Origin of the sequence: Alteromonas sp. KC3 (assembly GCF_016756315.1) — a bacterium.
Taxonomy (GTDB): domain Bacteria; phylum Pseudomonadota; class Gammaproteobacteria; order Enterobacterales; family Alteromonadaceae; genus Alteromonas.
Genome location: NZ_AP024235.1, coordinates 3,040,563 through 3,056,681, shown reverse-complemented (window position 1 = coordinate 3,056,681; position 16,119 = coordinate 3,040,563). Strand labels below are relative to the sequence as shown.

The 16,119-nt window shown below is 43.1% G+C and carries 12 protein-coding genes; 8 read left to right on the top strand and 4 right to left on the bottom strand.

Annotation, left to right across the window (positions count from 1 at the left end):
* The first annotated feature begins 229 nt into the window (after nucleotides 1–229).
* The 4 genes from JN178_RS13610 (at nucleotide 230) to JN178_RS13595 (ending at nucleotide 6,531) form a co-directional block, all read left to right on the top strand.
* The gene (locus tag JN178_RS13610) at nucleotides 230–1,138 is read left to right on the top strand and encodes a DUF4350 domain-containing protein (RefSeq protein WP_202262018.1); all 909 of its coding nucleotides are present in this window, start codon (nucleotides 230–232) and stop codon (nucleotides 1,136–1,138) included.
* A 260-nt stretch (nucleotides 1,139–1,398) separates the two neighbouring features.
* Complete coding sequence (gene lon / locus JN178_RS13605; RefSeq protein ID WP_202262017.1) at nucleotides 1,399–3,750, top strand: endopeptidase La; 2,352 nt, start codon at nucleotides 1,399–1,401, stop codon at nucleotides 3,748–3,750.
* 310 nt (nucleotides 3,751–4,060) lie between these two features.
* Nucleotides 4,061–4,333 carry a nucleoid-associated protein HU-beta gene (gene hupB / locus JN178_RS13600; RefSeq protein WP_012518978.1) on the top strand — a complete coding sequence of 91 codons (273 nt, stop codon included), beginning with the start codon at nucleotides 4,061–4,063 and terminating at the stop codon, nucleotides 4,331–4,333.
* Between the two features lie 305 nt (nucleotides 4,334–4,638).
* Entirely contained in the window at nucleotides 4,639–6,531 is a 1,893-nt protein-coding gene (locus JN178_RS13595; RefSeq protein ID WP_202262016.1) for a SurA N-terminal domain-containing protein, read from the top strand.
* Nucleotides 6,532–6,657: 126 nt separating this feature from the next.
* On the opposite strand, the gene JN178_RS13590 is transcribed toward JN178_RS13595, so the two are convergent.
* A complete protein-coding gene (locus JN178_RS13590) occupies nucleotides 6,658–6,828 on the bottom strand; it encodes a hypothetical protein (RefSeq protein WP_202262015.1) in 171 nt (56 codons plus the stop codon).
* A gap of 235 nt (nucleotides 6,829–7,063) precedes the next feature.
* Here JN178_RS13590 and dapE point away from each other — a divergent pair, with 235 nt between their 5' ends.
* Nucleotides 7,064–8,239 carry a succinyl-diaminopimelate desuccinylase gene (gene dapE / locus JN178_RS13585; RefSeq protein WP_202262014.1) on the top strand — a complete coding sequence of 392 codons (1,176 nt, stop codon included), beginning with the start codon at nucleotides 7,064–7,066 and terminating at the stop codon, nucleotides 8,237–8,239.
* 53 nt (nucleotides 8,240–8,292) lie between these two features.
* On the opposite strand, the gene JN178_RS13580 is transcribed toward dapE, so the two are convergent.
* Both JN178_RS13580 and JN178_RS13575 read right to left on the bottom strand, forming a co-directional pair.
* A complete protein-coding gene (locus JN178_RS13580; RefSeq protein ID WP_202262013.1) occupies nucleotides 8,293–10,011 on the bottom strand; it encodes a GNAT family N-acyltransferase in 1,719 nt (572 codons plus the stop codon).
* A gap of 157 nt (nucleotides 10,012–10,168) precedes the next feature.
* On the bottom strand, nucleotides 10,169–10,966 hold the full coding sequence (locus tag JN178_RS13575; RefSeq protein WP_202262012.1) for a UDP-2,3-diacylglucosamine diphosphatase: 798 nt from the start codon (nucleotides 10,964–10,966) through the stop codon (nucleotides 10,169–10,171).
* Nucleotides 10,967–11,261: 295 nt separating this feature from the next.
* Between JN178_RS13575 and JN178_RS13570 the strand changes: the two genes are divergently transcribed.
* On the top strand, nucleotides 11,262–13,280 hold the full coding sequence (locus JN178_RS13570) for a hypothetical protein (RefSeq protein ID WP_202262011.1): 2,019 nt from the start codon (nucleotides 11,262–11,264) through the stop codon (nucleotides 13,278–13,280).
* A 45-nt stretch (nucleotides 13,281–13,325) separates the two neighbouring features.
* Here the strand turns inward: JN178_RS13570 and JN178_RS13565 are convergent, their stop codons facing one another.
* A complete protein-coding gene (locus JN178_RS13565) occupies nucleotides 13,326–14,237 on the bottom strand; it encodes a LysR family transcriptional regulator (RefSeq protein WP_319003229.1) in 912 nt (303 codons plus the stop codon).
* A 101-nt stretch (nucleotides 14,238–14,338) separates the two neighbouring features.
* Here JN178_RS13565 and JN178_RS13560 point away from each other — a divergent pair, with 101 nt between their 5' ends.
* Together JN178_RS13560 and JN178_RS13555 are read left to right on the top strand one after the other, a co-directional pair.
* A complete protein-coding gene (locus tag JN178_RS13560) occupies nucleotides 14,339–15,232 on the top strand; it encodes a bile acid:sodium symporter family protein (protein ID WP_202262010.1) in 894 nt (297 codons plus the stop codon).
* A gap of 52 nt (nucleotides 15,233–15,284) precedes the next feature.
* Nucleotides 15,285–16,100 (top strand): SDR family oxidoreductase, encoded by an 816-nt coding sequence (locus tag JN178_RS13555; RefSeq protein ID WP_202262009.1) that lies wholly within the window; start codon nucleotides 15,285–15,287, stop codon nucleotides 16,098–16,100.
* Nucleotides 16,101–16,119: the final 19 nt, after the last annotated feature.

Sequence of the window (16,119 nt, the reverse complement as noted above, 5' to 3'; positions counted from 1 at the left end):
TGAAATCCTCATTTACCCTATGTAAACTCCGGTTCCCCAAAATTTCCTGCCTTGTCTAAACCATGCTCGCTGACGCGGTTTAAAAACGACGAGTGTTGTTTTTTGTTTAGGTGAGGAGCCTATATAGATTCATGCGGTTTTTCGTTGGCTATCGGGTAGAAATGTAATTTTGATGCGTTTGTGTTTTACTAATGCGCTACCTAGCAGTTAAATACGAAGGAACGTGAATATGGTTAAATATCTAGCACCTCTATTAATTTTTTTCCCTTTTTTATCTTTTGCGCAGCAAGTGGTAGACCCTGATTTTACGCCACAACACACTGCTTGCTATTTTTGTCAGTTTGAATCTTCACCGGTTGTCGCCGTTGATAGTGCGCACCACAATTTTCATACCCTTGACGGACGCTACAAACCGTTCGCGAAAGTGCTTGAAGCCGATGGTTTAACGCTGAAAAATCATTCGAAACCTTTTTCTCGTGCGTCGCTTGCTGAAATCGACGTGTTGGTTGTGGCTAATGCGCTAAATGAAAGAAATACTCAGAACTGGGATTTGCCTAATTATCCGGCGTTTACTCGCGAAGAAGTCGAAGCTGTTTATCATTGGGTAAATAACGGTGGTTCACTATTTCTTATTGCTGATCATATGCCGTGGCCTGCTGCCATGTCAGACTTGGCAGAAATATTTGGCTTCGGGTTCATCAATGGCTATGTGGAGATAATTAATAAACAAGAGCAGTTTTTTGACCGTCAGTCACAGAGTATTTTGCGATCTCCTGTTACACCAGCAGATGGCGAAAACGTGGTAGATGTCATTCAGGGCTTTTTAGGTCAAGGTTTTACAATACCTCCGCAAGCACAGCCTGTACTTCAATTTACACAACAATCAATAAATTGGATGCCATCAAAATCATGGGCCATCGAAGACGATACGCCTTCACAAAGTGCCATTGGACTCTATCAGGGGGCAATAATGGAATTCGGAAAGGGTAAAGTGGCTGTATTTGGCGAAGCGGGTATGTTTACTGCGCAAGTTGTTAAAAGTGACGACGAGTCGTGGGCGATGGGAATGAATTCACCATCAGCAAAAGACAATCAACAGCTACTATTAAATATCGTGCGTTGGTTAGTGTCATACTAATTGATGAAAAAGCTTCTCAACCGGCAGTTGCGTAGCTTTTATCACTGATGTGTTTGAATTTTATTCACTTGTACAACGTATCCTATTCTTTCTATCAGATTTTTGACTTAAGTGTTGCCATACGGCTAAAAATCGATAATGGTTATAGGTAGAGCAGGGAAGGTAAGGTTGAGGAATTAACGCACTTTAATAAGTTTCGATTGAACTTTGCTCTTGCATCCCCATATAAAAATGACATTTCAAACTAATTGAGAACAAGTATGACAGTTGAGCGTGAAAATCGCATTGAAATTCCTGTGCTTGCCTTGCGGGATGTAGTGGTATACCCGCATATGGTCATACCCCTATTTGTTGGGCGTGAAAAATCAATCCGTTGCCTTGAAGCTGCAATGGAAAACGATAAACAAATATTTCTAGTCGCGCAGAAAGACGCTGGCGTCGATGAGCCAGAGGCTGATGACATTTATACCGTTGGTACTATTGCAACCATTCTCCAATTACTAAAACTGCCAGATGGCACAGTAAAAGTGTTGGTAGAAGGCAGTGTAAGAGGTCAAGTGGACGGCTACCAGCAGTCAGAGCCGTATTTTGTCGCTAATGTTGAAAAACTCGAAGATGAAGCAATCGACGAGAGTGAGCAGGAAGTGCTTATTCGCTCAGCGGTGTCGCAATTTGAAGGCTACGTAAAGCTTAATAAGAAGATTCCACCTGAAGTGCTTACGTCACTCAATGGTATCGAAGACGCTGCACGCCTTGCTGATACGATGGCTGCGCATATGCCGCTTAAGCTGACAGAAAAGCAGAAAGTACTTGAGATGCAAGGGGTGAATGAGCGCCTTGAGTATTTGATGGCGCTAATGGAAGGTGAAATAGACTTATTGCAGGTCGAAAAGAAAATTCGTACCCGCGTCAAAAAGCAAATGGAAAAGAGTCAGCGTGAGTACTATTTGAATGAGCAAATGAAGGCCATTCAAAAAGAACTCGGCGAGCTTGACGACGCGCCAGATGAATTTGAAGCACTTTCTAAGAAAATAGCTGAAGCAAAAATGCCAAAAGAGGCAGAAGACAAGGCAAAAGCGGAATTACAAAAGCTTAAAATGATGTCGCCTATGTCAGCAGAAGCAACTGTATTGCGCAGCTATATCGAGTGGCTAACCAATGTGCCGTGGAATAAGCGCTCGCCAGTGAAAAAAGATCTTTCACGCGCAGAAGGTGTGTTGAACGAAGACCATTACGGCCTCGAAAAAGTTAAAGAGCGTATCTTGGAATACCTCGCAGTACAGCAGCGTGTTAAAAAGCTTAAAGGTCCTATATTGTGTCTTGTGGGGCCACCGGGAGTGGGTAAAACCTCGCTGGGGCAATCTATTGCTAAGGCTACTGGTCGTAAATATGTTCGTATGGCGCTTGGCGGTGTGCGAGATGAAGCGGAAATTCGTGGTCACCGTCGCACCTACATTGGTTCACTGCCAGGTAAGTTAGTGCAGAAAATGGCGAAGGTGGGCGTTAAGAACCCACTGTTCTTGTTAGATGAAATCGACAAGATGTCTTCAGATATGCGCGGTGACCCAGCGTCAGCCTTACTTGAGGTACTTGACCCTGAACAGAACAACAGCTTTAGTGATCACTATTTAGAAGTTGACTACGACTTATCTGATGTCATGTTTGTGGCAACCTCTAATAGTATGAACATTCCAGGCCCGTTACTGGATCGTATGGAAGTCATCCGCTTGTCGGGTTATACCGAAGATGAAAAGCTTAACATTGCTAAAAAGCACCTAATTGGTAAGCAGATGGAGCGCAATGGCCTGAAATCCAAGGAGCTCGAAATTACCGATTCAGCAGTTATCGGTATGATTCGCTACTATACCCGCGAGGCCGGCGTTCGTGGCCTCGAGCGCGAAGTATCAAAAGTTTGTCGCAAAGCGGTAAAAGACATTTTGCTTAAGAAGAGTAAAGGCAAAGTTGAAGTTACCCAAGACAACCTTAAGGACTATTTGGGTGTACAGCGTTTCGACTATGGCAAAGCTGATAAAGACAATCAAATAGGTCAAGTTACAGGTCTTGCTTGGACACAAGTAGGCGGTGATTTGCTGACAATTGAAACCACATCGGTGCCTGGTAAAGGTAAAATGACGTCTACAGGCTCGCTTGGTGACGTTATGCAAGAGTCGATTAAAGCTGCGATGACGGTAGTAAGAAGCCGCGCTGAAAAGCTGCGTATAAACGATGACTTTTATGAAAAACGTGATATTCATGTTCACGTTCCTGAAGGTGCTACACCTAAAGATGGTCCAAGTGCGGGTATTGCAATGTGCACAGCACTGGTTTCGTCACTTACTGGAAACCCGGTTAAATGTGATGTTGCGATGACAGGTGAAATTACGCTTCGTGGCGAAGTGTTAGCTATCGGCGGCTTGAAAGAAAAGCTATTGGCTGCGCATCGTGGTGGTATAAAAACCGTTGTTATTCCAAAAGATAACGAGCGCGATTTGGAAGAAATTCCAGATAATGTTAAGAAAGATTTATCAATTCACCCCGTTAAGTGGATTGATGATGTATTAGATATTGCTTTGCAAGAGCCGGTTGAAAGCTTTCAAGTGGTGAAAAACTAACTAGTTACAATGGCTACATTGCTTAATTTTAAAGGCGTGTAGCCATTTTTTTGAAATAATTGCTTAAAAATTGTTCGTTAAAGTAAAGAAATACCGTTTTTTTTGAAAAATGGGCTTTCAACACACAAAAGTTGTGTTACCTTTAAGTGGTATTCGCTTGAAGCCTTGCCACAAAAGGGATTGCAGCGATTCAACAAAAAAGTTAATTATTTGTGACCGAAGCTTGATGTTAACGATCAAGCTTGCTATAACGTTCAAGCAAAATCGTTTTGGACAAACAGTATAATAACAATCGAAGGGGATCATAATTGTGAACAAGTCTCAACTTATCGACCAAATCGCTGCTGGTGCAGACATTTCTAAAGCAGCTGCTGGCCGCGCTCTTGACGCATTCACTGACTCAGTAACTGCTGCGCTTAAAGACGGCGACCAAGTTGCACTAGTAGGCTTTGGTACTTTCTCAGTTCGCGAACGTTCAGCTCGCAGTGGCCGTAACCCACAAACTGGTGAGACTATTCAGATTTCAGCAGCGAAAGTTCCTTCTTTCAAAGCTGGTAAAGCACTGAAAGACGCTTGTAACTAAGCAAAGAAATTATAGAAAAAGGCGATGGCTAGTCCATCGCCTTTTTTATTTGTAAACAGTAGATAGCAATAACGCGACACAAGCTGAAATGTGCCTAGCTACTGACGTTGAAGCACCTCGTCATTGAACATTACATCTAATTCTCTTGTTTGTTGTAGAAATCCCACAATAACGAATACAAATAGTGAGTTTAGGTCGTTTATATTCACTGGCATTGAGTTATAATCACCGCTTATTTTGTCTGTCGTACACGAAAATAATCTGCGAGAGATAACTGTAGTAAGCAACGGAGTTGAAGAACAATCATGCTAGAAAGAATCAGAGAAGGTTCTCAAGGCCCATGGGCGATGGCCATTATTGCGCTTATCGTTTTGAGTTTCGTATTCGCTGGTGTAGGTAGCTACCTTACCTCGTCTGGTACCACTGCAGTGGCAACTGTGAATGGCGAAGAAATCTCGGCACAAGAACTAGAGCGTGCGTATCAAAATCAGCGCGCGCAAATGGAGTCTCAATTTGGTGAAAGCATTGCTCAGCTTTTCTCTAGCGAGCAGTACCTAGCAGACTTTCGTAGAAACGTCTTAGATCGCCTAATCGCAGAAAAACTTATTCAGCAACAGGCTCAGGATATGGGGCTGCGAGTAAGTGATGAGCAAATTCGTGAAACCATTGTACAAATGCCAGAATTCCAGTTTGGTGGGCAATTTGACAACGAGCGTTTTCAAGCAATTTTGCGTCAAAATGGTTTCCAAGTAGCTGACTTCCGCAACTATTTGCGCACTCAGATGACACAAAATCAGCTAACAGCGGCGCTTACTAACTCAGCATTTTCATTAGATGGCGAAGTGGAGCTGGCAAATGCGCTTCAACGCCAAACACGTGACGCTAAGTACGCTGTTGTAAGCTCATCAGCGTTTGCTGACAGTGTTGAAGTAACTGATGCTGATGTTGAAGCGTTTTACAATAACAATATTGCGTCATTTGATACTGAAGAACAGGTTAAATTGGCGTATGTGAAGCTTAGCGTTGACGATCTAAAAGACCGCGTGTCTGTCGATGAACAAGCTGTTCGCACATATTACGACAACAACATCAATAGTTATGGCAAAGAAGAAGAGCGCCGTGTGTCACATATCTTAATTGATGCTGGTGATGACGCCGATGCAGCTCGCGAGAAAGCACAGGCACTAAAAGCTGAACTCGACAACGGTGCGGACTTCGCCGCGTTGGCTGAGGCAAACTCAGATGATACTTTCTCTGCAGAAAACGGCGGTGACCTTGATTTCATAACGCCTGAAATGATGGATCCTGCGTTTGATGAAGCTGCATTTGGACTTGAAAACGTCGGTGATGTTTCTGACGTTGTTGAAACAGAGTTTGGTTTTCACATCATCAAGTTAACCGAGTTAAGAGAAGCGCAAATCAAGTCATTTGACGAAGTGGCGGACGAAATTCGTGATACGTTACTATATGACGCGGCGATGGAGAAGTACTTCGAACTTCAAAATACCATGGCAGAAATTGCGTTTGAGGTTCCAGATACGTTAGAAGACGTGGCTAATGCTGTTGACTTACCAGTCCAAGAATCTGTGTTATTTAGTCGTAATACCGCACCGGTAGAACTAAGTTCTCCTGCAGTATTAGACGCTGCCTTCTCTTCACAGCTAGTTGATGAAGGACTTAACAGCGACATTATCGAACTGGATGACGAAAATATTGTGGTTGTGCGCGTGACAGAGCACCTTCCTCAGCGCACGCAGTCTTTAGACGAAGTTCGCGAGGGTATTGAAGCATCTGTTAAAGCAGACAAAGCGAAAGAAGCTGCTGAAGCATGGGCGTTTGACATTGCGCAACAAGTACGTGCGGGCGAAAGTGTTGATGATGCACTGGCGGCTAAGTCTGTCACTTGGGAAACTGCGCAGGCAGTACCAAGAGCCGGTGGAACGTTAGCTCGTGCAATTGTTGATACGTTATTCTCGCTTGCCCTAGAGGGAGAGAAGAAGGTAGACGTAGCGACTACGGTAAACGGCGATGTTGCAGTCGTGGAGCTTGAAGCTGTAAATGCCGCACCAGTGCTTGATGCAGAGTTGGGTGAAAGCTTGAAGCAACGTCTGGCTCAAATGCAAGGTCAGCGTGTATACCAACAGTATATTGAAGCATTGCGTGCTAAAGCGGATGTAACAGTGTCGGCGGCACTGTAGTAAACATCACACTCATACGCTAACTAAAAAGCCCCTTCCATTCATGAAAGGGGCTTTTTTGTGTCTCACTAATACCGAACGCATTCTTGTAAAGCGGTCAGCGTGTTTTAATTACACTTAGTAAATTCAATGGGTAACGAATAGCATAAATGTATAGAAAGCAGCGATAACACCGGATAACACAATGATGTAAACAAAGCCTTGCTTTCCTTGTTCCAGCGTGTACTTATTTAGTTGTAAGTAACCAAACCATAACAGGGAAAGGATGAGCGGAATTAGAACAATAATCTTTATCACATCAGTACCTTAAAACGTTATACCTAAAGCGTGCCAATCGTCAGAGTCCAGTGTGCACCGCAAAAATTAAGACATTCTATTTATAGCAAGCAGGCTGTTGAATTGCCACATCATTATTAATATCAAACTCGTTTCCAATACGCTCACTGTCATTGCTTTGTAGTAAAAGTGTTATTGCATTGTCACCTTATACTTATCTAATAGCCTAAAGCGTATAACAGGCAAGTTAAGTGTTATGTCCATTCAGTCTTTACCTCAAATTCCACTAACACGTAGTATCCACTTCGCTGAAGTATTAATGGCGCGAGAATCGATTACGCCTATTGATGCAGGCTGTCAGAGCTATTTAATGCACAGACTGGAAAAACTTGGTTTTATCTGTGAAAAACACAACGTAAAAGGCGTCAAAAATCTCATTGCCCGTTGGGGGAGAGGTCCTTGTCACTTTGCGTTTTCGGGACATACCGACGTAGTACCACCTGGACCTCTTGAGAAGTGGAAGTCCCACCCCTTTAGCCCTGTTATCAGTCAGAACAAACTCTATGGTAGAGGAGCTGCTGATATGAAAACAGGTATAGCCGCTATGCTTGCAGCAACTGAGCGCGCTATTGGCGGTATGGATCCAACTAAAGTGACTTACTGGTGGTTGATTACCAGTGACGAAGAAGGTGAAGCGCTATGGGGTTCCAAATGGATAAAAGAAGCACTTGATTCGCAAAATGTGGCACTGGATATGTGCTTGATTGGCGAGCCTACGGCAACATCAAGCACAGGCGATACCATAAAAATAGGGCGAAGAGGGGCACTGTCTGCCACGGTTACCGTAGCCGGAAAGCAAGGCCACGTGGCCTATCCAAAGACGGCAATCAATGCCATCCACAAGGCAAGTGACATAGTACAAGCATTGAAAAATTACACATTCGATGAGGGGACTGATGATTTTCCTGGTACTACACTTCAAATTACGCACATGGATACGGGAATTTTCACCGACAATATTATCCCAAGTAGCGTTCGAATTGAATTCAACGTTCGGTATTCTTGGCAGTTTGATGAGGAAAGTCTTAGTACCCTTTTAATACGCTTAATCCACAGTGCTGATGCAACAGCGATAATCAACTTTTCTCGTCCGTGTGAGTCGTATTTAAGTAAACCTACTGATAAAGGCAACTGTCTAATCTCATGTGTAGAGAAGGCGATAAAAAGCGCGACAGGTAAATACCCTGTCGTTAGTACATCCGGGGGCACGTCAGACGGACGGTTCTTTGCGGGCGATAATACGCAAGTCGTTGAAGTGGGTGTGCCGAATACCACAATCCACCAAATCAACGAGCACATTCATTTGTCAGATTTAGTCACACTTGAAGATATCTATACTGATATTTTGCTACAGATTGGGAAAAGTGAGTAATCTACAAAGACTAATAGCGAGTGCGTCAATCGCGGCTCGCCGTACTCGTAATATTACGCTGACGCCTTAAATTCACACTGTTGTAGATAGCGCTTACGTTTTTTATCTGTAAGTGCAAGCATATCGACAACTACTAAGCCATCGATACAGTCATTGAAATCTGGGTCAACATTAAAGCCTAAAAAGGCGACGCCACCGTCTTTGGCAACTTCAGAGTATTGCTTGTACAGAGTGGGTACATTAACGCCCATATTGGCAAGCAAATGCTTAAGCTGGGTGAATTCCGCTTTGTAATCGGTACCAGAGAATGAATGCAGTGCATCTTGGGTTATTTGGTACGGGCGCTTACATGTGGCTTCTCCAAACTTTGAGGGAAAGTATGTTGAATAAAACTGTACAATGAGATCCTTTGCAGGCTGAGGATAGGCATTGCTAAGGGATACCGCACCGAATAAATAACGGTATTTAGGATAGCGACTTAAGAATGCACCAATGCCAAACCATAGGTAGTCTAAGCTGCGCTTACCCCAATAGCGTGGTTGCACAAAGCTTCTGCCTAGTTCCAAGCCTTCTGCGAATAAGGTTTTATTGTTATCACTGTAATCAAATAACGTGGCTGAATATAACCCAGTAGGGTGCTCCGGCTGAGTCAAAAGTTCTGCATCACCAAATCGGTAAGCGCCCACTATTTCAAGGTCTGAGTCGTCCCACAAGACAAGGTGGTAGTAATGCGAGTCGTACTGGTCAATATCGCGACGTTTGTTCGTACCTTCACCTACGGCTCTAAAGGCAATCTCTCTTAGGCGGCCAATTTCGCGCATAATAGGCGAGCAATTTTTATGTTGATAAAGGTAAATTGACTTACCATCGCCGGTTTGACCAAGGTGCTCGCACTGGCGTATTGCTCTTGCTAACTCTTTTCTATCTTCTGGCATTGCGATAGACGCTTGTGTATCAAACACACCTTTTTTATTGCTACCTATTCGGTAAAGGTGCCGCTTGAAAAGCTTGACTTGCTCCTTAAGCGGTATAGTTGTTTGGCTGTAAGACTCAAAGGGTATAAGTTCGCCAATGCGCATGGGGAGGTGTTTGCGACGCTGTTTAAACATTTCCTTAACGAGTAGGGCAGTGGCCAATGGTTTATACACCATCGACACACCATAAAACAGCGGGCTATTCTTTGCATCAATATAAACTGGCAAGATAGGTGACTTTGCTTGGCGTGCAATACGCAAAAAGCCCGTATGCCAGCGAGTGTCTCTTACACCTTGTGGACGTAAACGAGAGACCTCGCCAGCGGGGAATATTAATATTGCACCCTCTTCATTTAAGTGTGATTGAATCGCCGATAAATGTTGTTTAGGCGTGCCACCTTGCATGTTGTTCACGGGGAGCAGCATATCGTGCAAGGGTTCGATCGCCGTTAACATTTGATTGGCGACTACTTTTAAGTCATGTCTCACTTCACTGACGAGTTTGATTAGCGCTAGTGCATCTAAAGACCCAATGGGGTGGTTGGCAATAATTACAACACGTCCTTCACTGGGGATCCGCTCTTTTTCTACATCACGTGTCGAATAACTAATGTTGAAATACTCGAGAACTTGCTCGACAAAATCAATATCTTCGTAGTGAGGGTATGTTTCGCCAAACTCGGTAATTTCTTGTTCGTGCAACAGATGACGTAGTACAAATGACAGCGACTTGAATAAAATCGGGTTATTTGCGACTTGAGGGTAATGTTTGTTCAGTACATCGTTTACAGTAAACATAGTGCCTGTGTATCTCTTTAGATTTTGCCGAACAATAGCAGGCCAATATGACGCTTTTCACACAGTTTGATGTCAGTTATTTGACAATGTTAATGAAATGTAATTGTGGCTAAGCTGCATGATAAGCGTCAGATTTTTTAATAACTGTGTACAGTAACTACGCTGCCTTTGAACGAGAGGGTTTTACATTCAGCGTGGCCACGTTAGTGTTTTCAATGCAGTCTAAGTAGTGAATGAGTGTCAGGTTGCCTTTCTCGTCTTCACCCAATGCACTGCAGTTCTCAATCCAGTCTCCGTCGTTAATATAATGGATCCCTTGTTCCATACTGCTTTCTGGGTGATGTATATGACCGCATACAACGCCATCAAGGCCCATTTCTCTGGCTCTGTTGCAGCAGGCTTCACGGTAACGCGCGATAGCGTCGTTTGCCCCTTTAATATGCTTTTTGATATATCCTGCTAGCGACCAATACTCTCGCTTTCGCCATGCTCTTAAGCGGTTATATTCACGATTAAGAAATAGCAAAAGGTCGTACCCTTTATCGCCAATCCATGCGTGAAACCTACCCATAGTGACATCGCCATCAAATTGATCGCCATGTAGTACTAGATAGCGTTTACCTTGCGCTGTGGTATGAACAAGTTCGCGTTCAATTTCTATATCACCAAAAGCCATGCCTGAATAAGATTGAATGGGTTCGTCATGGTTGCCAGGTAAATAAACAACCCGTGTACCTTCTTGGCTCATTTGCATGAACTTGTGCATGACTTGATTGTGGGCTTTTGGCCAGCGAAATTGCTTGGTCATTTGCCACATGTCAACAATATCGCCAACTAAGTAAAGTGTGTCGACGGTAATACTGTCTAAGAAAGAAAGTAAGTATTCGGCTTTGCAGTCTCGATTGCCCAAATGGATATCGGAAAGCCAAAGTGTGCGGTAGTGAATCTTTTTCATAGCGAAGTCCCAAAGCGATGCCTTGGAACGCCACTATAGAAGTTGTAATTGACAGTTAAGTGACGCTCGCTTGACCATTGTGTGACACACAGAAACGTGCTTTTTGTTGTATGGAAATAGCATTTTCAAAAATTTAAGGTGAAAAAGTATCTTGAAATAGGTAGTCTATTCTCATCAAGGATGAAGTATGACAATGTACATGGCAGTACATATTCTCGCTCTATTGTCATTTCCTAAACGTGTTTTCTTTCATCCTTATGATTTTTGTTGCAATAAACTTGTATAAGGATGAAACATGAAGTTAAACAAAAAACTCGCTCCAATTCCTCTATTTGTTTCGCTTGCGCTAACGGGCTGTATTGAAGTTGATGACGACAGTAACGATGGCGTCGTCGATGCGTTAAATCAACAAAACGCTGTGCTGACTGAGCAAAATAACCTTTTAGCTGAACAATTAGAAAATAGTCAGACTTCTGTAACGCTTTCTGGTTTAGTGATTGGTGTCGATAGCGAGACACCTGTAGATAATGTGTTGGTTACTGTTTATCAGGGGGAATCAGTTCTTGCCGAGAATGTCGAAGCTGACAATGGGCAATTTACTATTGAAGGGTTGCCATCAAGTTCAGATTTGACTGTTGTAGCATCAACTTCCGATGGCAGCTACATGAGTCGCGCATACTTTATAACAACCGCACCGGTAAGTACCGGTGAAGGGTTTGACGATATCGGTACTTTAATGCTATCTGAGCCTGTCAACGTGACTTTCTCAGTTATGGATGAGAGCACTGGGGAAGCGATTAGTGGTCTTTCTTTTACTGGTTTCTCATATTCTGGTGTGGCAACTAGCAACGTGTTTGATTTTGCTCATAGCACCACGTTTAACGAAGAGACGCAACAGTACGACATTACGCTACCAAAAGACTTGGCAGTAACTTTGCGTGCAGATATTGACTTGGATGATGACGGCGCAGCTGATTTCGCTACTGCCTCTTTAGATTTTGTGAGCATTGTTGATGATAAAATGTATATCTACAATGCCAATGAATTGGACGCATCAGAGATTACACTGGGTGAACCTGAGGTTATTGTCGATGAAGAAAAGTCACTCTCCATCACACTTATCGATACGCAAGGAAACGTGTTAGACGAAGCAGCATTTATTGTTGAAATTGAAGATGAGACAATAAATTCATCGTTTGATAGCGAAGCGCAAGTGCATGAAATGACTGTGCCTTTCAACAATTATAGTGACATAGAGATGCCGTCATTCACTAGCGATGATGTTACTTATTCTACGGGTAGGATTTCGCTATCAAGGTATACAACGTCTCAAACAAACGAAACGCGTATTAGCGTAAATTTGTCTGGGTATGACTCTAATAGCTACTACAGCATTGCAGATGAAGAAACCCTTAATCTTGTTTTGGTAGCGCGTGAAGTGGTACCAAGTTCTACTGTTGAATTTATCACGTCTAACTTAAACAGTGATGACTTCGCTTACTCTGTTTTTTACAGTGAAGCGGTTAGCATAGATAGTGAAGAAGTTAGCTTAGTGTATGAAGACGTTACCGTTACACGTGGAAATGATTCAGCGGACGACACTGTACCAGCAGGGTATACGTATGTTAGAAGCACAGACCGAGAAGTAAGTGTAACAGCAAGCCAAGCATTAGGCGGCATAAAGCATACCTTTACTCCTGATGAAGCTTTACAAGGGAACACGTCATACCGTTATGAAATTGGCGAAGTTACCCCTGCTTCAGGCACGCTTGCAACTGAATTGTATGAAGACGAGTACTCATTTACCACGCCTGCAGGTGATACTGGTGACTTTGATATTAATTCATTAGTGTTAGATAACTTTAACTACTACACAAATGGTGCTGTGATCGTTAGTGAGAATACTGCCGGTGTTGCCAATCCTGCATATCCTTACAGCAGAAATGTGAGTGTGCTACTACCTACATCAATAGAATCGCTAAACTATCTTATTTTGAATACACAAAGTTACTCAGAAAATGGAAATGTGTATACACGAGAAAGACAGTATGAAATTGTTAGAGATGGCCATGTTTCGGCGACTCCCTATTTGGCTCTAGATGTTGCAGAAAATGAGATTGTTGATAACAATTCAAGCGAAAATATTATGGTCGGCACGACTGCTACCGACGGTAGCCACGTCTACAGACGTTCAATCAATATCTATCTTGAAGACAATACAGCTGATTATCCTGTAACCGTGACTTTCTCTTACGAGTATCAAACAAAAGAGGGTGAAACTGGCTCAGGAACAATGACGTTGCCTGTTCTATAAACCTACTATTGTTTCGCAAAGGCTGATATTTGATATCAGCCTTTTTTATTTCAAACCCAATAATTCGGTAACTTCTACCAACTTACTGCGCATCCATTTGTTGACTAAATCATCTGCATACTTTTTGTGCCAATACATGTAAACCGGTAGCAGTGGGACCTCAAACGGAAGCGGAGAAACTATAATGTCGAACTTTTCACTAAGCTGATAGGCATAGCGCTCTGGCATTGTCAGAAGAAGTGAGCATTGACTGGCGACGTGCACAGCTGCAAAGTAATGTTCACATTGAAGTGCAATGTTACGATGCATGTTATGTTGGGCAAGTGCGAGCTCCACGCTATCTAGCTTAGAGTCTTTGAGCGTTACCAAGATATGTTGCGCAGCAGCGTAGCCCTTTATTGTTGGATTTTTCAGGTAAGGATTGTTTGGTGCACTCACCACGACAAAGCGCTCGTTGCAGACAAACTGTGACTGAATGTCTTCACTTGTTGGAACCAGAACGTCAATCACAAGATCCAGCTCTTTTTTCGTTAACAACGGCTCTATCTCAGGCCATGTGACTTGTCTGCTACATACTGCAATATTGGGAGTATGGGTAATAAGGTCAGGCATAAGTGTGGGAAGAAACGTCGACTCTAATATATCCCTCAGACCCAGCTTTAGCTGCCTTGCCGAAGCAGTAATATCAAAGGTCACATCACCTTGTACGGTTTGTTCTAATGCATCAACGGCCTGACTGACTGGAGTAATGATTTTCTGGCATAAAGGTGTTGGTACCATTTGTCGGCCATGGCGGACGAACAGTTCATCTTTGAAGTTGACTCGCAATCTGCCTAATGCATGGCTAACGGCTGGCTGGGTTAAATGAAGGTGCCTTGCTGCTTTAGTTATACTACCTTGTTCATAAACTGCTCTTAACACGATAAAGAGGTTAAGATCGATCTTACCATGCATCATATTTATGGCTTTCCATAATAACACATCATTTTTGTTTATTTTAAAACAGCGTACACTGCTTCAATTGTTAATAAAAGGTTTCTTTTGTAAGGGGCGTGTTTATGCAGGCATCAGTACTTACTGAGGTATTGTTACCTCTGGCATTGGCGTTCATCATGTTTGGTATGGGGTTAACGCTAACCCTTCAAGACTTTTCGCGTTTACTTAAAGCACCAAAGGCTGTGCTATCAGGGTTTGTAGGGCAAATTGTACTGTTACCCATCTTGGCATTTTTGTTGTGTCTTGTTTTTTCACTGCCTGAGTATATTGCTGTAGGTGTGATGGTACTGGCGGCTTGCCCTGGGGGGACAACGAGTAATTTAATCAGCCATATTGCCAAGGCTAACCTTGCCCTGTCAGTGAGTCTTACTGCAATTTCAACGATTGCCTGCGTCTTTACGACGCCTTTTATCATTCAATTTGCCATTAATTATTTTGTGCAAGACAGTGCACCATCGTTTTCAATGATGCAAACCGTGGTGGGGCTTGTCAGTGTTTCAATTGTGCCAGTAATCGTCGGCATGGCCATACGCGTAGCTAGCACTGAGTTTGCTAAGCGGACTGAAGGGTTCTTTCGGCAGTTCTCAATGTATTTTATGTTGTTGATGATTGCAGGTGTGCTGATTTCTGAGAAAGATAGCTTGGCCACATCGTTAGAAGACGCTTTTCTTGTATGTGTAACGCTGAATATTTCGTCCGTAGGGCTAGGTATCTTACTATCGAGATTAGCCAGTCTAAGCGTAAAAGATGGGCTCACGCTAGCGATAGAAATTGGTGTACAGAATGCTGCGCTAGCAATGTTAATTTGCATAAGTTTTATAAAGTCGCCTGACTATGCTATCGCCCCAGGCGTTTATGGCATAGCCATGTATATTGGGCCGGCATTGCTTGCGCTTTGGGCTAAGAGAAAGGCGCGAAAACACCTGCACAGTGAAAAAACACATCAGGCGCTATAAGTTACCCATAACTACAACGTTATTAATGAACGCAAAAAGAGAGAATAAAAGTATGCGCATAGTCATTACAGGAGGCGCTACGGGGTTAGGGCAGGCGCTCGCAATAAAATGGGCCGAGAAGCACCCGGGAATAGAAGTGTGTATTGCTGATGTAAACACTGCTAGAGCAAGTGAAACCCTAGAGTTGTTAAAAGGGCTTGGCGCAAAAGCTTTTTATGTGCATTGCGACATTACTTCAGACGACGATGTTCGTGAACTTGTTCAAAGAATAGAAGCGCGTTGGCAGGGGATAGATTACGTATTTAATAATGCGGGCGTAGCTACTGGCGGAAGCTTACTTGATGAAACTTTGGAACAATGGCAGTGGGTTTTTGATATCAATATGCTTGGTATGGTAAGAGTCAGTCGTGCACTCGTACCACTTATGCGACAACAAGGGCACGGATATTTTGTCAACATCGCATCCCAAGCTGGATTGACTCCCATACCTTATATGGGAAGCTACAATGCCGTAAAGGCGGCCGTTGTGGCTTTTTCTGAAACAATGAAATTCGAACTGGCTCCCGACAATATTAATGTCAGTGTCGTATGTCCCAGTTTTTTCAAAACGAACTTAGACGAGTCAATGAGAAGTAGTAACCCCGCTGCGCATAAAATGATAAATCGCTTCTTTAGCAAAGCCGACATTACAAAAGAAGATGTCGCAGAGTCTATTTACCAACAGGTTCAAAAGAAACGCTTTTTGATACTTACCCATAAGTTAGGCAAACGCGCTTATTGGCTGAAGAAATTTCTTCCTAACCAGCGTTACATTAACAGTATGCTTGGTCAGACAAAATCGATGAAACGAGCAATGGAAAAACGCTAAATTCTTTAAGTGGAAATGA